The following is a 21,713-nucleotide window of genomic DNA, read 5'->3' on the forward strand; positions in this document are numbered from 1 at the left end:
TTCTTGAAAGTATTAGTGTGTTAAAGCTAACATTATTAAAGTTCCCAACCGGGGTTCTGTACGATACCTGCCTTGCGCACTTCATCGTAGGGGATGGGGAAGAAGTAGTTCTTGGGACTGTTGAATGTGCGGCGACCATCGACGCGGCTTGTGCCGTAGTTGAAGGTAGTGTTGGTGTTTTCGCGCACTTCAACACCGTAGAGAGTGAACACCTGACGGTAGCGGGGAAGCGATGCCTCGGCAGCTGCGTTGCGGTTCTCGTCGAAGAGCTTCCAGCGACGCTCGTCGAAGAATCGGTGATCCTCGAAGCAGAGCTCGATGCGGCGCTCGTTGCGGATGCGCTCACGGAGAGCCGACTGGTCGAGTCCGCGAGAGCGGAGCGAGGGCATGTTTACGCGGGCACGCACCTGGTCAACGTAGTCGTAGGCTTCGCTTGTGCGACCGGCTTCGTTGAGAGCCTCGGCGGCGTTAAGCAGAATCTCGGCGTAACGGAAGATGGGGCAAGCCACCTGAACGGAGTTAACTGTACCGTCCCAAGGAATGTTGTGAGTGTACTTCATCGAGTAGTAACCGGTGGCGGTACCGCCGTTACCACGAGCGTAGTCGGCACCTACACGGCCGTCGTCGTTGTTAACATCGACGGGACGGGCCTCGCTGCCCACACCCCAGGTCATGCCGTGGTGGATGATCGTCTGGGTAAGACGGGGGTCACGGTTAACGTAGGGATTCTGCTCGTCGTAGGAGGGATCCTGATCGATGGGGAGTCCGTTGGCGGTTTCGTAAGCGTCAACGAGGTTCTGGGTGGGATTGAGATATCCGGTTGCGCTGATTGCTCCGGTGAATCCGCAGGGAGCGTTGAAGAACACGAGATTGAGAGTGTTCCAGGTCGAACGGCTCAGGATGTACTCGTTGTTGTGAGAGGGATTGGTGGTGAAGCACTGATAGTAGTTCTTCGACGGATCGTTGTCGGGAGTGGTGTAGAGGCGGTAGGGGTTGCTCTGACGATTGTTGGCGTTGATGAAGTCGAGAGCTGCGTTAGCTGCCTCGGTCCAGCGGGCCTGATCGTTGCCGGGGTTGTGGAGGGGCGATGCGCGATAGAGGAGCGCACGAGCCTTGAGTGCGTAAGCGGCAGCACCGTTTACACGACCCCAGTTTTCATTTTCGCTTGCATAGCGGAAGGGAAGAGCATCCTTGTACTTGTCGCACTCGTCGGCAATCCACTTCAAAGCATCGGCAGCGGGCATACGCTCGGGAATCACCGATGAGGGAGTGAGGATGATGGGAGCGCCGTTTTCGTCGTCGGTCACCATGGGAGTGTCGCCAAACCAGCAGATTAGGTCGAAGTGCATGATGGCGCGGAGCATGTGAGCCTCGGCAATCATACGGTCGTAGAGGCGGTTGTCGTCGCCGGGCTTCTCGGCGTTACCGATAACGTCGGGACGAGCGTTGGTGAGGAACTGGTTGCATGAGCGGATGGCTGCATAACGCGAAGTCCAATAGTCGTTGGCAAACCAGTGGTTGGTGGCATCGTAAGCATCGGCCATAACCGAGTGGTAGCGAGCCACACCCCAGTAGTCGACAGCGTTGTCGGTCATACAGTCGCCCGAGAGGCGGAACTGAGTGTCGCTATAACCACGGAAAGCGTCGGGCAAGCAATTGTCATACATCTTTGCAAGGAATCCGCGTGTGCGATCGAAGTCGGAGAACACGTTATCGGCCTGCAGGGTGAGGTCAACCTCCTTATCGAGGTAGTCGCTGCATGATGCCCCCCCGAAGGAGAGCACCGCAGCTACGTATAATGCTATTTTATTGAATTTCATAAGTTCTGTAATTTTCATGAATTAGAATGCAACGTTTAAACCGAAAGAGAATGTACGGGTCTTGGGATACCACCAGCAGTAAGACATGGGCTTCTCGGGGTCCATACCCTTGGGGAGATGGCTGAATGTGGCGATGTTGTAAGCGCTGAAGTAAACGCGACAGCGAGTCATGTAAGCCTTAGCGATGAGCTTCTTGGGAAGTGAGTATCCGAACTCGATGTTACGCAGTGCGAAGTAGTCGCCGTTCATGATCCAGATGTCGTTCTGGTAAGAACCGTTGTCACGTGAAGAGTCCTCGGTGTTGAACGAGTAGCTCAGACGGGGATACTTGGCGTTGATGTTGCGCGGGTCGTTGGGATCGTCGGTGTAGTAACCCCAAGCGTCCTTTACAGCGTGGGTTGAGTTGTTGGAACCCCATTCCGAGAAGGTCATAGAGGGTGACAGGAACACTGAGCGGTTGAGGTAGGCTGTACCGATGACGCGGAGGTCAAATCCGGCATACTGAGCCGACAGTGAGATCGAGGGAGTCAATTCGGGAATGATTGTGTAGCCGAAGGGCTCCATGTCGCGAGAGTCGATTATGCGGTCGCCGTTGAGGTCCTTGAACACTGCGGTACCGAGTTTCTGGCCACCACCCGAGAAAGAGTTGTAGGGGTACTTTTCGGGGTGATCGATTGCATCCTGCTGCGAGGTTGAAATCAGGTTGGGATCCGAAGCCCACTGCACGAAGCGGTACTGGTTCCATCCACCGATTGCCGAGCGGTTTTCCCACTCGTAGAGCGATGACACCGAAGCATAGTCAAAGATGCGCTTTCCGGTCTTGCGCTGCCACTCGACAGCGGGTTCGGGCTCGTCCATCTCGGTGATTTTGTTGGTGTTCCACGAGAGAAGACCTTCGATAGAGTAAGTAACCTTTCCAATCTTGTTGGTGTGACCTATCGTAAGTTCAAGACCCTTTGACTCAACCTTACCGTAGGAGTCCTTGGCAAATGTGATACCGAGGATTGCGGGGTTGGTGGTGCGGTCGACGAGGATGTCGCTACGCCACTCCTTGAACATGTCGAATGAACCGTAGAGTTTCTTGCCCCAGAAGTCCCAGTCAAGACCTACGTTGACCATCTTGGAGATTTCCCACTTGTTGTTGGGGTTGCCGGCGGCACTTTCGATGTAACCGGGAATCCAAGTGGCACTGTTTTCACCGAATCCGTATCCACCGTTGGACGAATAGGTCGACTGATAGGGATAACGGCCTGCACCGGTGTCGCTCATACCTGCCTTACCGTAGCTTGCGCGAAGCTTGAGGAGGTTGATGTTTTCGTTGCGGAGGAATGACTCTTCCGAAGCCACCCATGCTGCACCTACGCCCCAGAATGTGTCCCAGCGGTTGTCGGGGGTGAAGTTATCGTTACCCATGCGCGAGATGCTTCCGTTGATCACGTAGCGGTTGTCGAAGATATAGGTTGCAGCACCGTTCCAAGAGAGGTAACGGTCAGATGAGTACATACCGTTGTCAGTATTAGCCTCACGCACGTTAAGACGCTGCTGATAGGTGCGCACAAATGCGTTGGCATCGATGTGGTGCTTGCCGAATGTGCGGTCGTAGCGGAATCCGTAGCGGAGGTTGATGGTCCAGGAGTTGGCACGCTCGTTGGCCGAGGGGTTGGTGAGCTCCTGATATTTGCGGGTCTGAGTATAGGTGAAGTCCTTAACATCGGTCACGGCCATGTTGGTGAAGTCGTAGCTGTAGGCATCGACACCGTTGGTCTGAGTCGACTGGAATACATCGAATGCATCGAAGCTTATGACGAGGTTGGTGCTAAGACCCTTGGTGATGGGGCTGAGGTCGCCGTTAACGTTCAATGTAGAGTAGAGCTGGCGGCGGCGGTTACGCTCCTGACCCGATGAACCGAGCTGGTAGATGGGGTTGCTTGCGCTACCGTCGACATAGAGCTCGCCGTTGGGACAGTAGACGGGACGCATGGGGTCGGCCTCCACGGCACCGAATGTAGTGAGGTCAAACACGCGGGTGGTGGGCTGGAGGATGTTGTCGATACGGCCTCCAAGGTCAAGACCTACGCGGAGATACTTGTTGACATTGATGTCGAGGTTGCTTCGGAGGTTCCAGCGGTTGAGAGTGTGCTGGGTGGTGAAACGGTCGTTGAACTTGGTACCTTCGCTGTTCCACATACCTTCCTGACGGAGGTAAGAGAACGACACGTAGTAGCGTGCGCGGTTGTTACCACCTGAAATCTGGAGGTTGGTCTTAACTACCGGAGCTGTTTCGCGATAGAGGACATCAAACCAGTTGGTGTTGAAGTAGCGGTAGCGGTCCATGCCGTCGAGAGTTTCACCGTTGCTTACGCGACGATACTTCTCAATCTGCTCGGCTGTGTAGAGGGGCTCGCGTCCGTCGAGATAACGCACCTGGTTGCGGGTGAGGGCGATGTTGTAGGAGTTCTGGTTCTCAACCTTTCCGGTAAGAGTCTGGAATCCTATTTCCTGAGTGAACTCGATGTTGGTTTTTCCTGCGTCGCCACGCTTGGTGGTTACGAGGATGACACCGTTGGCACCGCGCATACCGTAGAGAGCGGTAGCGGCAGCATCCTTGAGCACTGTCACGTTGTCGATGGGGAATGCATCGAGGAACGAGATGTCACGCTCAACGTTGTCCACGATTACCAGCGGGCTGCGGGCAGCCGAGTTGAGGGTGCGGACACCGCGGATGTACATTGCGGTTTCCGACCAACCGGGCTCGGAAGATGCCTCATAGGTCTGCACACCGGTGAGGAGTGAGTTGAAGGCGTTCTGAAGCACGGTCACGGGATAGCGCTGGAGCTCCTGTCCGGTCACCATTGAGGTAGACTCGGTCATGAACTTTGAGGGCTTCTCGGCGAAAGCAACCTGACGGAGGTGAGCGTAAGCGTCGTTGTCGGGTTCAAGAGTTATTACGAGGGGAGTGTCAAGATCCTCGATTGTCACGATGTTGGTGAGGAAGCCGATGCACTTGGCGTTGACTTCATCGTCGTAGCCGGCATCCTTGAGGACGAAGTTACCGTCCTGGTCGGTGAGCACGATGCGGCTCTGCTCGGCAAGGTTTACCACAGCTCCCGGAATGGGATTGCCTTCGGGATCGACAACGCGACCCTTTACTTCTCGACCTCCGGCAGCCGACATAGCGAGCGTGCTGCCCAGAAGCACTGCGGTCAGAAGGTATTTACCTTTAGCTGACAAATATTTTATGATGTTATCCATAATTGGTCTAAAAATAAAGCGATTTAAGATTTTTACCATCCGGGATTGTTTTCAAGACCGGTTTTCCATACTTCCTCCTCGGGGATGGGATAGAGGTACATCTTTTCGTCGAAAACGCGAGCCTGAGCTACCTTGCGGGTAATCTTGTAGTTGCCGGGCACGAAGTCGTAGTCGGCATCGGTGGCGTTTCCAACACGGGTCACCGTAACACCGTAGATGGGACGAGAGAGAGCCTCTACAGCCACATTCCAGCGGCGAACATCCCAGGGACGATGCTCCTCGAAAGCGAACTCAACGGTGCGCTCCTTGCGGATGAATCGACGGAGGGCATCCTGATCGTGAAGGTCGGGGCGGTCGGCAACGTTACCTGTAATGCCTGCGCGGTGACGAATCTGGTCGAGGAGGTCGAACACCGTAGCTGAGGGACCCTGAGCTTCGTTGAGAGCCTCGGCGTAGTTGAGGAGAATCTCGGCGTAGCGGATGATGGTCCAGAGTCGGTAGGCGCTACCTGCGTGAGTACCCGAAAGGATTTCGGCGGGAATGTACTTGGCCATGTAGTAGCCTGTGGGGGTCGAGTTGGCGTTACCTGCGGGGTTGTCGGCCATACCGTATATTACGTTGATGCGGTTGTCGGGACGAACGGTACTGTTACCCCAGGCAAATCCGTGGTGAAGCACTGTAGCTTCGAGGCGCGGGTCGCGGTTGCTCCACATAGCCTCGTCGTTGTAGCCGCTTGCGGGGTTGACGGTGGGAGTTCCGTTGACATATACCGGAGCACCGGTGAGGTCATACTGAGCGAAGGGTGACGAACCGTCGGCCATGTCATACATGTCGACAAGGTTCTGCGAGGGGCAGTTACCGCCCGAGCCGCCTTCACCTACGGGAGAGTCGAGGCTGATGCCTCCCCATCCGATGGTCACATCGTTGCGGAAGAAGATTACCTCATGGTTATTGCCGGTGTAGTGAGTTCGGAGCACTGCGTTGCGATAGTTGGTTCCACCGGGTATGTTGTCCTCCTGATAGAGGGCGAAGTTAGCGCCGTAGTCCTCGATAAAGCTCTTGGCAGCGTCGGCAGCATCCTGCCAGGTTATGCCTGACTGAGCCGCGTAGCGGGGCGATGCCATGTAGAGCTTGATGCGTGATGCAAGCGCACGTGCCATGGGCTGAGAGAGGCGACCGCTCTTGGTCGACACGAAGGCTTCTTCGTAGGGAAGCATGTCGGGCTCGGCCTCCTTGAGTTCGTTGAGGATGAAGTCAACTACATACTCCTTTACAGTGGGGCGCTTGGTGTAGGGTGTAATCATGTCCTCTTCGGGATCGAGAACCTCCTTGATGATGGGTATAGGCCCGTAGCGGAGGAACATTTCCCAGTAGAAGTAGGCGCGGAATGCACGGGCTTCGGCCACCATTGTGCGACGAAGGGCAAGGTTCTCCTCCTCGGTCTTGGTGATGTCGAAGGGCACGCGGTCGATGCCTGTGATTACACGGTTGCACTTGCGGATACCGCGATAGCGCGACTCCCAGGTGGTGGTGAGTTCGTCGGCGCCGCCACCGGCATAGTAGTTGCCGATGTTGAACGAAGTGCGGGTACCACCGTTGGAGTAGGATGTTTCGGCGAGGTCGGTTGCTGAATCAAGCCAAGAGTTACCGATGCGCAGAGCTCCGTGACGGAGGAAGTTGTAAGTGTCGTTGTGGAAGTACTCAAACATACTCCAGTTTCCGTAGGTCTTGTCCTCGGTGAGCTCGTTGGAGGGCTGCTTCTCAAGGAAGTCACCGCAAGAAGCGAGCGACATTGTTGAGCCGAGAAGCACCACAGCAGCTATATTTTGGATTGTTTTTTTCATAATAATCATAAGGCAATTAGAATTGAATGTTTACACCGAAGTTAACGGTCTTACAGATGGGGTAACGGTTGGAGCCGCTGCTTTCGGGGTCGGTGAGTCCATCAAGATGGTCCCAGGTTATGAGGTTGTTGGCGTTCACATAGAAGCGGCACTGGCTCATGAACACGTGCTTGGTCCACTTCTCGGGGAGAGTGTAGGAGAGCTCGATGTTCTTCAGACGGCAGAATGAACCGTTCTTCAAGAAGAATGAGTTCTGACGCTGGTTGTGGTTGCCGTTGCTGTCGTAGTGAAGCAAGGGATACTTGGCCTGAGCAAGGTTCTGAGCTTCGCTCAATGCGGGGTTCCAACGGTCGAGGTGGTGTTCCTTAACCTTACCGCCGTTGACGAATGCGTACATTGCCTCGGCATCGTAGTAACGGCTCACGTGGTCAACACCCTGGAACATCACGCTGAAACCAATGCCTTTCCAGTTGGCACCGAGAGTGAGTGCGAAAGTGTTTTCGGGGATGTCGCTGTAGCCGATGAATGTTTCATCGCGGTCGTCGATAAATCCGTCGCCGTTCATGTCGCGGTACTTGAGGTCACCGACTTTCACGTCGCCGAATGTCGACACGGGGAGCTTGCCGCCGTCGAGGTCGGCCTGAGTTATGAATCCGTCGGCGATGAGTCCGAAGAACTGGCCGATAGCATGACCTTCACGCTTGCGGTATCCGGTCTTGTTGGCGGGCTCGTCCATTGCCACGATCTTGTTCTTGGCGTGAGAGTAGGTAAGACCTACCGAGTAGTTGAAGTCACGGCCTATAGAGTTGTTGTAGTGAAGTTCGATTTCATAACCCTGGTTGGTTGTCTTACCGAGATTACCTGCTGCCGAAGATACACCGAACCACCAGGGGCGGGTGAGGTATTCGGTCAAGATGTCGTTACGCTTCTCGTAGAAGTAGTCGATGTTACCGGTCAAAGTGCTGTTGAACAGTCCGAATTCAAGACCTACGTTGTACTTGTGGGCGCGCTCCCAGGTAACTGCGTAGTTGGGATACTGCTGCTCGAAGATACCGGTCTGGCCTGAAGTACCGAAGTAGTAGTCGTTGCCGATCTGTGACCACTTCTGCTCGTAGAGGAATCGCTGGCTGTAAGAGTCGTTACCTACCTGACCGTAGCTTGCACGGAGCTTGAGGTTGTCGAGCCAGTCGCGGGTATTTTCCATGAACGACTCCTGGGCGATGCGCCAACCGAGAGAGAATGCGGGGAAGAAACCGAAGCGGCGACCCTTGGCGAAGTTCTCGGAACCGTTGTAACCGACATTGATTTCGGCGAGGTAACGGTTGTCGTATCCGTAAGTCACACGACCTACAACACCCTGGTAGCGGCGAGCGAGTTCGCTCTGGCGACGGAAGTCATTCTGCATGTAGAGCACCATTGCCGTAACATCGTGCACCTGATTGAAGATGCGCTTGTAGTTGAGCTGAGCCTCCATGTAGAGCTTGTAGAGTGTGAAGCTGCTGCGTGAGTGAGCGAGCGTGCCGTCGGAGTTGAAGCGGTTGTAAGAGTCGATCGAAGTGGGATCGTAGGGAACACCGTTGTTGTCCTTCATGAGCTCGTAGGTTGCAAACGACTTGCTGTAGAGTGAACGGTGATAGTTCTCGTAGTCAAATGACATCATGGCGCGTGCGCTGAGGCCGGGGGTGAGCCAATCCATCTTGTAGTCGGCGATGAAGTTGGTTTCGTTCACGGTGTTCACGCCCTTGTAGTAACCCGATTCGGCAAGAATCGCGTAGGGGTTATGCTGATACTGTGAAGTACCTGCGTAGAGAGTCTTGGTGGTTTCACCGTTCTGAGCCTGATAGGCCACGGGGAAGAGCCATCCGGGTATGTGGTTGGCCTGATAATATATGTCGCTGTGTTTGTCTTCTTCCTTGGAGTTGGGCCCCTTGCGCTCCTCGAAGCGGGTACCGAAGTTAACCGACAGAGTAAGATCCTTTGACAGGAAGAAGTCGGCGTTGGCGCGGAAGCCGTAACGGCGGTAGTGAAGGCTTGAGGGGTTGCCGTAGGGGTCGTTGGAGAGTTCCTTGAAGAGTGAACCCTGGTTGTAGTATTCAAGTGATGCGTAGTAGCGCATGCGCTTTGTACCACCGCGCACGCTTGCGTTGTAACGCTGTGCGGGAGCCGATGACTTCAACACTTCGTCGTACCAGTCAACGTTGGGGTAGAGCAGAGCGTCAAGACCGCTGAGCTGACCGGCAACCGACTTGCGATACATTTCGATGTCGGCGGCTGAGTACTGCGAGGGAAGTCCGTCGTTGGCGAGAGCCTCTTCAAGAAGCATTACCGACTGATAGGAGTCAAGGTAGGTGTCCTTGCGGGTGGGAGTCTGGAACTGCCAGTTGGCGGTGAGGCTCACTACGGGCTTCTGTTCCTTACCGCGCTTGGTGGTGATGAGCATTACACCGTTAGCACCACGCACACCGTAAACGGCGGTTGCCGATGCGTCCTTAAGAACCGAGATGGTTTCGATATCGTCGGGGGCGATCTGCGAGAATGAACGCTCGATACCGTCCACGAGGATGAGGGGCTGTGCATCGCTTGCGAATGTCGCGCGACCACGGATGAATATCTGTGCGTCGTCGGCACCGGGGGCACCTGAAGTCTGCGAGGTGATCACACCGGGAATCTTACCGGTGATGGCCTGCGAGAGGTTGGCGGCGGGAGTTTCGAGGAGGTCGTCGGAATTAACCTGCGAGATTGCACCCACAACCGATTCCTTCTTCTGCTGACCGTAACCAACGACAACGACTTCGTCGAGGAGAGCCGATGACTCCTTGAGGGTCACGGTTATCTTGGTCTGTCCCTTTAGGGCGACATCCTGAGTTTCATAGCCCACATAGGAAACCTGAAGTACAGCCGATGCGGGGTCTTTAACGAAGAGCACGAAGTTACCGTCGAAATCGGTGGCGGAACCTGTAGCAGTGCCTTTTTCGATTACGCTGGCGCCAATCAGCGGCTCGCCGGTTTCGTCAAGGACAGTACCGGTGACTTGCGTTGACTGAGCAAATGCACTCTGAGCCACCAGCATCAATATGAGTGTCGGCAGCAGGTGGCGGAGCGTTGTGCTCCACCATCCTTTTGCTGTTTTGCTGTTATTATTCATTATTCAGTATTTAGATTTATAGTTATTTACTTCTTGAAATTCATGATTTGCTTTATCTCAGCCTGTGACAGGGCCTTATTGTATACCATGATGTCGTCAAATCCAAATCCGGGATCGGGATCGCCCCATCCCCAAGCTTGGTTTCCTCCAAGACATACATAACCGAGTTTCGAGAGTGTTTCAAGGTCGCATTGCTGTCCTCGGCTTTCTCCATCGATAGCCCACTCGTTGATAAGTTCTCCGTCAAAGTATACGAAAGCGCTGTTAGGAGTGAACACTGCTGTGTACAGGTGCCACTTGTGGTCAACGAGCCAGTCGGTGGCGTCGTGCAGAATCTGGTTGGTGCCTGCTACATTCTGAGCATCGGTGTAGTCACACCAGTTGTCGCCCGAGTTGTCGGGACCATTGCTGTTGATCATGAGCGCACCGCGGTACTGGCAAGCAAACATCGGGCATCCGTTTCCACCGGGAGCTTCGGCATAACCGGTCATTACGGGCGACCACATGTAGGTGTTGGATGCGCCTGCGTTGGATGCGTTGAGCCATACATTGATTGTCATTTCCTTGGTTTCGCCAACCTTGGAGAGTGCTCCGGAGGGGAATACGAGGTAGTTCTCGCGAAGACCGCCTGCGGCATTCTGGAATATCTTGCCAAATCCGGGAGTTTCATCGTTAACGAATGTTCCGGCACCCTTGAGGGTCATGTTGTCGGCATCGTTGCTGAATGTGTTGCCATAAGCTACATTGGTCTTGAGTCCCATGATGGCCTTGATCTGAGCCTTTGAAAGTTCCTGGTTGTAGATTGCGATGTCGTCAAACCAGAATCCGGGGTCGTTGTCGCCCCAGTTCCAGGCCTGGTTACCGCCGAGGCAGATGTACTGGAGTTCCGAGCCGTTGCTGAAGAGGCCGGCGGCGGTGTTGTTGGTGCCGTCGATTTCCCATTCATTGGCAATTTCGCCGTCGATGTAGACCTTGGCCGTTGTGGGGGTGAACACTGCAGTGTAGTAGTGCCACTGTCCGTCGGCAAGCCAGTCGTTTTCGCCGTGATAGAGTATGTTCTGCTTGTTTACATTCTGGTCGTCGGTGTAGTCGCTCCAGCCGTTGCAGTTGACCTGAAGCACGCCGCGGTACTGGCAGGCGAGCATCGGCATTCCGTTGTCGGTGGGGTTGTGGGATGCGTAGGCGGTGAAGAGAGGTGCCCACATGTAGGCTGAAGACTCTGTTTCGTTACCGCGGTTCACCCATACTCCTATTGTGAGAGCCTGAGTGTCGGCCGACTGACCGAGTACGTTGGAGGGCAATACAAGGTAGTTGCTGCGCATTGCGCCGCTTGCGTTGGAGAATACATTTCCAAACGCACCGCCCTTATATATTATTGAGCCTGCACCGTATATCGAGCATCCGTTCATGCCGGCGTCGAATGAGTTGAAGAATATAGGAGCAATCGGCTCAAACTTGTTGTCATCACCACCGGGGCCTTGACCGCCGCCGTTGCCGATGTTGGGTCGAGCGATTTCCTTGGCTGTGATTTCGTTGCGATATATCTTAAGGTCGTCGATCATCCAGGGCTTGGAAGTTTCGGTCGATCCTATATACATCTTGCTTACGTTGTTGAGGAACTGCACCATCTTTGAGCAGTCGAAGTCGGTGACTTTCTTCTCCACCTTCTGTTGTCCGTCAACGTATAGTCCGTAGCCGTCATTGCGCATGATAAGCGCCACATAATGCCAGTCGCCTGCGGGGATGTAGCCGGTGGCATAAGTTGCAGGATTGTTGTCCTCCCACTCGCCGTCCATGCCGTTGTATTTGATCCAGCCGTTGGCGGTAAAGAACATCTTAGAGGTCGCATTCTCATTCTCAAATGCAATAAGAGCACCGGTCAGGTCCTGTGGCTCGGTGGTTTCGTTGCCTTCTTCATCAACATTCACAACCAAAGGCTGCTTCATCCAGAAGGTCATTGAAACCGCTTTCTGCACTTTTACTGAGTTCAGAGGATTGTTTAAGGTCACATAGCCGTTGTTGAGGCTAAGCACATTTCCCTTTACGTCATCTTCCACCACCGAAGGCAGCTGACCGTCGGCATTTGCATACGTTTTGTACACAATCGGGTCAAGCTTGGGCTCGTCAAAGGAGAACGCTGCAACGTTTTCCAATGTCGGCGTCACTTGATTGCCGGCCGCGGGGTCCATTTCGCCCCAGTCTTGGCATGATGACCCTAAGAGGAGGACAGCTATAGCTGCCACAAAAGACGTCCACTTTTTAGTCTTCATAATTGATATTTAGTTTTAGGTTAAAAGTTCATTCTCAAGGCTGTTTTGATAAGGTCTTGCTTTTAGCACTGCAACTTATTCAATTTCGCACCGGATACTGTACTTTAACAGGTTAAAATTCGCGTTTTGGGAATTGGTTTTATAAAGGTGTAAATCTTCAATTTTAAACTGTGCAAAATTACTTATATCTATGTGTCCAATGGTGGACAAATGTACAAATTATGAGGATAAATCGCCAACATGTAAAATTTTCATAGATTTGTGTATTTTTAGCAATAGGCTGATACTAAGGGTTTTATAAGCTGCTATGTGTCATCTCCGTTTAGCATCGAGCTTGGCGTTACATTAAATTGTCGGGTGAAGCATCGAGTGAAGTATTTCGAGTCGTTGAACCCTACCTCATAGGCTATTTCCGACACATTCATGTTGCGGGTCTTACGGTTCTTTAGTATGAGTTCGCGTGCAATGCTCATGCGGTAGTTTCGCATGAATTTCGTTGCCGATTGCCCGGTGAGATTCTGTAGTTTTTTGTTGAGCAGGCTTCGGCTTATACCGAGGGCTTCGGCAAAGTCACCCACTTCAAAATAGGAGTTTTTATAGTTGTTCTTGACAACTTCCATCACCTGATCGATGAATTTTTTGTCGCGCGACTCGTCCTCGATGTTGAGTTCGTTGACATCCATGTCGATGTTGAACTTTGACTGATGACGACGCTTGTTTTCAAGAATGTTGGATATGCGTGTCAGCAGAAGCTCTTCGTCAAACGGTTTCAAGAGGTATTCGTCGACGCCTACGCGATAGCTTTCAATGCGTGACTCCTGACCCGTCTTGGCCGTCAGCATCAGGAAGGGGATGTGGGATATGGCGAAATCCTCCTTGACGCGACGCGACAGCTCGAGTCCGTCCATCACGGGCATCATGAGGTCGCTTATTATGAAGTCGACCTGATTGGCAAGTAGTAGCGACAAGGCTTCCTCGCCGTTGGACGCTTCGAGCAGGTTGTATTTGTCGCGCAATACGGAGCATATAAACCGGCGCATGTCGTTGTTGTCCTCCACTACGAGGATGGTGATGCCGGGCGATGGCTGCATCACCGGCACCATGGGCACGGAGGCTGGTGCTGTGGGAGCGGGCAGCGGGCTGTTGGTGGCCTCCTCGACATTGCTCATGGGCATCAGTACGCGGAACGAGCATCCGCGGTTGCGGTTGTTGCGTGCCCAGATCGAGCCTCCAAATAGCTCTACGATGCTTTTGCATAGATATAGTCCTATTCCGCTGCCTGAGGAGCCCGGTATGGGATATTTTATCTGGCTCTTGCCTTGATAGAAACGGTCGAATACTTTGTTGATTTCACTTTCGGGTATGCCGTTTCCGCTGTCGGTGATGTCTAAGTATAGTGTGGGCTCCGGAGTGTTTTTGCTTTGTTGCAGCATTGCGGCATAGAACGTTACGGTGCCTCCGTCGGGTGTGAATTTGATAGCGTTGCTGAGCAGGTTGGTTATGACCTTGCGCAGTGCGTCACCGTCGAAGTCAAGTTCGGGCTGCGGGATGTGAAAGAGGCTTCGCAGGGTTATGTTTCGCTCGGCTGCTAAAGGTTGGAAGGGGGTGAGTATCTCGTTGGCCATCTTGACGAAGTTGCCGCGAGTGCGCACGATTTCCATCTTTCCCGATTCCATTTTCCTGAAGTCCATGAGCTGGTTTACGAGATTGAGCAGGTATCTTGCGTTACGTTCCACATAGTTGAGCTGCTCGATTACCTGGGGATTGTAGCTGAGCTTCAGCGCACGCTGTATGGGGCCTATGATAAGGGTGATGGGCGTGCGGAATTCGTGGGTTATGTTGGTGAAGAACGATATGCGGTCCATTGCGAGGTCCTGCACACGGCGTGACATGTCGATGAGTTGAGTCTTTTGCTCGGTTATCTCCTCATTGTTGCGCTTTAGCATGTCGTTTTGCTCCGAGAGGGCCACGGCGCGAGCCTCAAGGAGCTGCTTCTGTTGCCTTATTTCGGATGTGCGCTCTTCAACCGATGCCTGCAGCAGAGTGCGCTGGTTGGTGAGTGACTTTACGCGGTAGTAATGGAAGAGCCAAGCCGATGCGCCCACAAGCATTATCATTATCATTATAAACCAAGGAGTGCGGTAGAAGTAGGGCTTTACCGTTATGACGAGCTGTGAAATCTCGGATTCGTCGGGTTGCGAGCCTTCGGGCACGTAACGCACCTGCAGCTTGTAGACTCCGGGTTCGAGATTGGTGTAGGTGACATATCGGCGGTCGACCGGCAGTGTTATCCACTTGTCGTCAAATCCCACAAGACGGTAGTTGTAGTGTCCGGCATTGTCACGGTCGTAGTCGAGCGCGCTGAATCCTACGGTGAACGACTTGTCGCGTTCATGGATGGTTATATGCTTGGTCGACGATATGTCGAGGGGTGTTATCTTACTTCCGGCGTATACCGGTTCATTGGCTACTGAAAGTGATGTGAAGTACACGGGATAGTGAGGCTCCTTGGGCTTCTTCACCACTCCATCGAGCTTTATCAGTCCGTCGACTGTGCCAAACAGTAGCCGCCCGTCGCTGAGCCGGCATGTCGCATTCCAGTAAAACTGATCGTTTGTGAGTCCGTCGGTGCGGTCGTAGTTTATGAATGAGCCGTCGCCGGGGTTCAGCCTTGCGAGTCCGTTGGCGGTGCTTATCCACATATATCCGTCGTTGTCCTCGAGGATTCCGTTGACGATGTCGCTGGGCATTCCCTCGTCGGTGGTATAGTTTACGAACTTTTCACCGTTCTCGTCGGTGACGCGTCGGTATATGCCATTTCCATTGGTTCCGAACCACATCGAGCCGTCGGCTGACATGTAGATTGAGCTTATCTTGTCGCAGGCTTTGGAATTGGGGTCGTTTAGCTTGTGGTTGATGTGACGGTAAGTGAATGTGCCGTCGGGCTTGCGCTCGTTGAGCACTATGTCATATACGCCGTTAAGCGAACCCACCCACAGGTGGCCCTTCTTGTCGATTGCGATGCCGAGGGTGCCTGGCACGCCGTCGGCCGCCCCTTTAAACGGTTCGGTTATGCGGCCGGTCTTTAGGTCACGGAAGTATAATCCTAAGTTTGAGCCTATCCAGATTCCATTGTTGATTGAGTCGTAGGCCAATGCTCCTATATAGCCGATGAGGAGATGCCCGTCGTCGGTTGAGTTGATGGTTTCGATATGGTGCAACGGGTTCTTCCTATCGATTACATTTAGACCGCCGCCCCACGTTCCAACCCATAGGCGGCCGTCGCGGTCGGCTGTTATGGCACTTACCGAATTGTGGGTTATCGACCCGTTTTCGGCAGTGAAATGGTCAAATGTCTTCATGTCGCGGTGAGCGCGGTTCAATCCGCCCTCTACCGTTCCAATCCACACGGTGCCGTCGACATCCTCATATATTGAATTGACGGGATTGTCGGAGAGTGATGACGCGCGGTTAGGGTCGTGGAATATGTCGGTAATGTAGATGTTGCGCGGAACAAACTTGTTCAGGCCGCCTCCTTCGGTGCCAAACCATATTCGGTCGCTGTCGACACCTATGCAGTTGATGAAGTTGTTGTTGAATACCGCCTTGGGGTCGGACTGAGGCATATCGCCCACGCGTTCAAAGTTGTCATTAATGGGGTTGTAGATGTTGATGCCCCTTAGAGTGGTGGCAATTAGCCGCTTGTCGGATGTTATGTCGAGGTCGGTTATGAAGTTCTGGGAAAGAGATTTAGGGTCGGCGGGGTTGTAGACATAACGCTTTACCATATTGGCGCTCGGGTCATAACGATAGAGTCCGAGGTCGGTGGAAATCCACACATTGTCACCCTTGGCGATGAAGTCGCTCACATAGGTGTGAGGATCGAGCTTCAGGCAGTCGGCTACCGGCTTCAGGGTAATTGTAGCGCCTTGGTCCTCGATGTTCATTATCTCGCCGTTGATTGAGGTCCACAGAGTGCCGTTGCCCTCTATGTCCTTGATTTTAAGGACCGACACGTTAAGCGGGTCGTGAGTCAAAGTGGCTACGCGGTCGATCGAGCCGTCGTCGTTAAACGACACTTTGGCTATTATGGTGTCGGCATGGAGCCACATGTTGCCGTTTTTGTCGCTTGTGGCGAAATCAATCTTCGATATGTCGATGGGGTTGTCGCCTTGCTCAAGCTTCGCAAAAATAGGGTCGTCTTCGGCAAGAGTGGAGAGTTTCTCCATATCTATTATGTCGAGGCCTCGGTCGGTCACGGTCCACAGTCGGTTGAATTTGTCCTCGCTCAGCGTTGTTGCGAAGATGCTCTTTATCTTTCTTAAAGATGAGGAGGGGCCGAATGTCACAAAGTCATGTCCGTCGTAACGCGCCACTCCGCCTCCGTTGAGAGCCATCCAGATGAAGCCCTTGCTGTCGCGGTGAATGTCGTCGACGAAGTTGTGGGGCAGTCCTTCATGGATGGTTATGTAGCGGGTGTTGTAGTCATCGGCAAATCCTTGTGACATGTTGTTGGCTGCCGATGCAGTAAATATAGTAAAGAAGGCGACGGCAAAAACCAGCGTCACTTTACAAGATATGCAAAAATGATGTAATCTCATCATGGTATGCGGTAGTGGCAATTTCGTTTTGGGTTACTGTGAATTCGGTTGTTAATTGAGAGTGTGCAAAGATAGTAATTTTAAATTGAAATATATACTAATAGATGTTTATTTTGGCATAAATCAGGGGCTTCGCTACTTGATTAGTGTCGATTTACACTCATTGTCCACCCTAAATCGTGATATGTCCACCATTCATATTGTATATAAAGGTAATTTTGTGCCGAAATTAAAAAAAACACTTTGTTCATGAAAAACCTTTGCAAAACTTTATTGCCGGTTGTTTTGATGCTTCTGCCCGGATTCAGTCGGGCCGATGTGTTCAAGCCCGTCCCGGCTCCTAATCCTTGGGCCGACGATTACCGATCTTTATCGTCAATGGAAAACTACAAATCGTGGGGAACTTACAATGTACACGATCCTGCGTGCCGTAAAGTAGGCGACTATTATTATATGTATTCGACCGACGCCATTTTTGCCGAGAACCGTCAGGAGGCTGCCGAGAAGGGCGTGCCTATGGGCTTCATTCAGATGCGTCGCTCAGCCGACCTTGTAAACTGGGAGTTTCTCGGATGGGCTTTGCCCGAGATTCCCGCCGAGGCTGTTCAGTGGGTGAAGTCGAATGCCGGTGGCAATGGAGCCGAAAACATCTGGGCTCCCTATATGATGCCTTACGGCGATAAGTTCCGCCTTTATTACTGTGTGTCGGCATTCGGAAAGAACACATCATATATAGGTCTTGCCGAGTCATCGTCGCCCGAAGGCCCTTGGGAACTCAAGGGTTGTGTAGTGCGCACCGACGAGTCATCGGTAATGAACGCAATCGACCCCTCGGTGGTCGTGACCGACGACGGCAAGTGGTGGATGCATTACGGATCGTTTTTCGGCGGACTCTACTGCGTTGAGCTCAATCCCGCCACAGGTCTTCCCGTGAACGCCGGCGACCAGGGTCACCTCGTGGCTCGTCGTGCCGACTATAGCGTGCACAACCTCGAGGCCCCCGAGATAATCTATCATGAGCCGTCACGCCAATATTTCCTTTTCGGTTCCTACGACCCTTTGATGACCACATATAACGTGAGAGTAGGACGCTCCGACAAGCCCGAAGGCCCTTTCATCGACTTCTTCGGCAAGGAGATGAGCGACACCACCAACAATTTCCCCATCCTCACGGCTCCTTACCGCTTTGACAGCCATGACGGCTGGGTGGGCACAGCCCATTGCGGAGTGTTTACCGACGGTGAAGGCAATTACTTCATGGCTCACCAGGGACGCCTCGCTTCCGAAAGCGCCTTGATGGACCTACATGTGCGCCGCATACTCTTCACTCCCGACGGCTGGCCTGTGGTTTCGCCCCAGCGTTATGCAGGAGTGCCCCAGCGCAGTTTCAGCGCCGCCGATCTTGAAGGCGAGTGGGAGATAGTGCGCATAGTCGAGCCTCGTGCCGAACGCCGCCTTGAAGCCGGACAGATTCTGTGGGGTGAGGGCGCTTTGCTCGACGGCGAATGGAACATCGCCCAACCGTATACGCTTGCCAATGCAGGTGTGATAGCCGAAAACAAGGGTTCATGGCAATTTGATGAAAAAAATCAGCTATTATCCATGACGCTTAACGGCGAAAAAATCAATAATTTGATTATCTTTGCAGGTCATGACTGGGAACGCCGGCTCGACACAGTGCTTTTTACCGGACTTGATGATCAGGGCCGCTCAGTGTGGGGAAAGAGAACCAAATGACCATAGCCAAAACCCAAAATAGTAATTTTTTAACTTTATATCATGAAATTTAATTCAAGATTATTGACTGCAGTAGCCCTTAGTGCAGGGCTCGCTCTTAATGCTGCGACCAATGAGCTCGTAGTCCAAACCAACAAAATCGGTGCTCCGGTGCAACCAACCATGTACGGTCTTTTCTTTGAGGACATCAACTATGCCGCCGACGGTGGTCTTTATGCCGAGATGATAAAGAACCGCTCGTTTGAATTCCCTGAAAATTTCATGGGTTGGGAGATATTCGGACATGTTGACTTAAAGAATGACGGTCCGTTTGAACGCAATCCCCATTATGTACGCCTTTCCAATCCCGGACACCCCCACAAGTGGACAGGAGTTGAGAACGAAGGATTCTTCGGCGTGAGCTTCAAGGCCGGCGAAGAGTATCGTTTCTCGGTATGGGCCCGCGTACCCGACGGTGGTTCATCTAAAATACGCGTGGAGCTTGTCGACACCAAGGCGATGGGCGAAACCCAGACAATGACTCAGCAGGAGATTACAATCGACTCAAAGGAGTGGAAGAAGTACACGGTAATCCTCAAGCCCGAAACTTCGGTGACCAAGGGTAAGCTCCGCATCTTCCTGAGCAAGCCCGAACACACTGTTGACCTTGAGCACATCTCGCTCTTCCCGGTTGACACTTGGAAGGGACATGAGAACGGAATGCGCAAAGACCTCGCTCAGGCTCTCGCCGACCTTAAGCCCGGTATCTTCCGTTTCCCCGGCGGATGTATCGTTGAGGGTACCGACATCGACACTCGTTACGACTGGAAGAAGACTGTAGGCCCGGTTGAAAACCGTCCTCTCAACGAGAACCGTTGGCACTACACTTTCCCCCATCGTTTCTTCCCCGACTACTTCCAGTCCTACGGACTTGGATTCTATGAATTCTTCCTTCTTTCGGAAGAGATCGGTTCCGAGCCGCTTCCCGTGCTTAACGTTGGTCTTGCTTGCCAGTATCAGAACGACGACATGCACGCTCACATAGCAGTTGACTCGCTTCAGCCCTACATCCAGGATGCATTGGATCTTATCGAGTTTGCCAACGGCGACACTTCGACCAAGTGGGGTGCGCTTCGTGCCGAGATGGGTCATCCCGCTCCCTTCAACCTCAAGTTTATCGGTGTAGGTAACGAGCAGTGGGGTCCCGAGTATGTAGAGCGTCTTGAGCCCTTCATCAAGGCTATCCGCGCAAAGTATCCCGACATAAAGATTATCGGTTCATCGGGTCCCAACTCCGAGGGTAAGGAGTTTGACTACCTGTGGCCTGAAATGACTCGCCTTAAGGCTGACCTCGTTGACGAGCACTTCTATCGTCCCGAATCTTGGTTCTTGAGCCAGGGCGCACGTTACGACAACTACGACCGCAAGGGCCCGAAAGTATTTGCCGGAGAATATGCATGTCACGGACGCGGCAAGAAGTACAACCACTACAACGCCGCTCTTCTTGAGGCTGCATTCATGACCGGTCTTGAGCGTAACGCCGATGTTGTTCACATGGCAACCTATGCACCTCTTTTCGCTCACGTTGAAGGATGGCAGTGGCGTCCCGACATGATCTGGTATGACAACAACAACTCGGTTCGCACAGCAAGCTACTACGTTCAGCAGCTGTTCAGCGAAAACAAGGGTACCAACGTAGTTCCTCTCACCATGGACAAGAAGAACGTTACCGGTGCCGAGGGTCAGAACGGCCTGTTTGCAAGCGCTGTCTACGACAAGGATCGCAACGAATATATAGTAAAGGTGGCCAACACTTCGTCGGAGCCTCAGGAACTCAACATCAAGCTTGCCGGCCTTAAGAAGAAGGATGTGATCACAGGTGTGACTGCACAGACACTCTCGACCAAGGATCTTGACTCGGAGAACACCCTTGAGGAGCCCAACAAGATCGTTCCCTCGATGAAGAAGTTTGCAATGGAGGAGAAGGCCGACTGGACTACAGTTATCGAGCCCAACACATTCTCGGTTTATCACTTCAAGAAACAGTAACCGGCGAATGAATAAACTCACTACATTATTGACAGGAGTGCTGCTGACGGCCGCTGCAGGCGCGTCGGCGGCCGCTCCCGCCGATACGACATTCGTAGCGAAGGGAAATCCATTTGTCAACTATAAGTATCTCGGTGACCCCGCCGCTCTCGTGCATGACGGCAAGGTCTATATATATATGCCGGACATGACGAGTGTCCCGCACCTCACTATTACTACGACATGAAGGAGTGGTGTGTGCTGTCATCGCCTGATCTCGTGACATGGACCGAACATCCCGCACCTCTTCGTGCCAAGGACTTCAAGTGGGCCAAGGGTGACGCATGGGCAAGTCAGGTCATAGAGCGTGACGGCAAGTTTTACTGGTATGTCACCGTTGAACATGCCACCATCCCCGGCAAGGCGATCGGAGTCGCTGTCGCCGACAGTCCTCTAGGACCCTTTGTCGATGCCAGAGGCTCGGCTCTCGTGACCAACGACATGACCACCGAGTACACTTCCATAGGATGGGACGACATAGACCCCACAGTGTTTATCGACGATGACGGCCAGGCCTACATCTTCTGGGGTAACACACAGTGTTACTATGCAAAGCTCAAGCCTAACATGATTGAGCTTGACGGCCCCATAATTCCAATAAACCTTCCCCGATACACCGAGGCTCCGTGGATTCACAAGCGCGGCGACTGGTACTACCTGTCGTATGCGTCGGAATTCCCCGAAAAGATATGCTACGCCATGAGCCGCAGCATTAACGGCCCGTGGGAGCCCAAGGGCATTTTGAATGAAATAGCAGGCAATTCCAATACCAACCATCAAGCCATAATAGAGTTCAACGGCGACTGGTACTTCATCTACCATAACGGTGCCATCAACCATGACGGATGCAGCTATCGCCGCTCGTTGTGCATCGACCGACTCTATTACAATCCCGACGGTACAATCAAGCGAATCGCTATGACTACCGAAGGCATCTGGCCTGAAAAATAATATAACGAACTATACTAAAAAACCTA

The 21,713-nt window shown here is 52.9% G+C and carries 8 protein-coding genes and 1 pseudogene; 3 read left to right on the forward strand and 6 right to left on the reverse strand.

Annotated features, from left to right (window positions below):
* Positions 1 to 35: 35 nt before the first annotated feature.
* The 6 genes from E5354_RS04735 to E5354_RS04760 form a co-directional block, all read right to left on the reverse strand.
* Complete coding sequence (locus E5354_RS04735) at positions 36 to 1,820, reverse strand: RagB/SusD family nutrient uptake outer membrane protein (protein WP_135946622.1); 1,785 nt, start codon at positions 1,818 to 1,820, stop codon at positions 36 to 38.
* 21 nt (positions 1,821 to 1,841) lie between these two features.
* The gene (locus tag E5354_RS04740; RefSeq protein ID WP_135946623.1) at positions 1,842 to 5,072 is read right to left on the reverse strand and encodes a SusC/RagA family TonB-linked outer membrane protein; all 3,231 of its coding nucleotides are present in this window, start codon (positions 5,070 to 5,072) and stop codon (positions 1,842 to 1,844) included.
* A 32-nt stretch (positions 5,073 to 5,104) separates the two neighbouring features.
* Entirely contained in the window at positions 5,105 to 6,916 is a 1,812-nt protein-coding gene (locus E5354_RS04745) for a RagB/SusD family nutrient uptake outer membrane protein (RefSeq protein WP_135946624.1), read from the reverse strand.
* Positions 6,917 to 6,932: 16 nt separating this feature from the next.
* On the reverse strand, positions 6,933 to 9,986 hold the full coding sequence (locus E5354_RS04750) for a SusC/RagA family TonB-linked outer membrane protein (protein ID WP_135946846.1): 3,054 nt from the start codon (positions 9,984 to 9,986) through the stop codon (positions 6,933 to 6,935).
* Positions 9,987 to 10,087: 101 nt separating this feature from the next.
* A complete protein-coding gene (locus tag E5354_RS04755; RefSeq protein WP_168353827.1) occupies positions 10,088 to 12,250 on the reverse strand; it encodes a LamG domain-containing protein in 2,163 nt (720 codons plus the stop codon).
* Between the two features lie 386 nt (positions 12,251 to 12,636).
* Complete coding sequence (locus tag E5354_RS04760; protein WP_135946626.1) at positions 12,637 to 16,839, reverse strand: two-component regulator propeller domain-containing protein; 4,203 nt, start codon at positions 16,837 to 16,839, stop codon at positions 12,637 to 12,639.
* A 381-nt stretch (positions 16,840 to 17,220) separates the two neighbouring features.
* Here E5354_RS04760 and E5354_RS04765 point away from each other — a divergent pair, with 381 nt between their 5' ends.
* From E5354_RS04765 to E5354_RS04775, 3 genes and pseudogenes are all read left to right on the forward strand, one after another.
* Complete coding sequence (locus E5354_RS04765) at positions 17,221 to 18,669, forward strand: arabinan endo-1,5-alpha-L-arabinosidase (RefSeq protein WP_238337387.1); 1,449 nt, start codon at positions 17,221 to 17,223, stop codon at positions 18,667 to 18,669.
* 42 nt (positions 18,670 to 18,711) lie between these two features.
* The gene (locus E5354_RS04770; protein ID WP_135946628.1) at positions 18,712 to 20,697 is read left to right on the forward strand and encodes an alpha-L-arabinofuranosidase C-terminal domain-containing protein; all 1,986 of its coding nucleotides are present in this window, start codon (positions 18,712 to 18,714) and stop codon (positions 20,695 to 20,697) included.
* Positions 20,698 to 20,704: 7 nt separating this feature from the next.
* Positions 20,705 to 21,687 (forward strand): annotated as a pseudogene (locus tag E5354_RS04775) (glycoside hydrolase family 43 protein).
* The last annotated feature ends 26 nt before the right edge of the window (positions 21,688 to 21,713 follow it).

This window comes from Muribaculum sp. NM65_B17, assembly GCF_004793735.1.
GTDB classification, from domain to species: Bacteria; Bacteroidota; Bacteroidia; order Bacteroidales; family Muribaculaceae; genus Muribaculum; species Muribaculum gordoncarteri.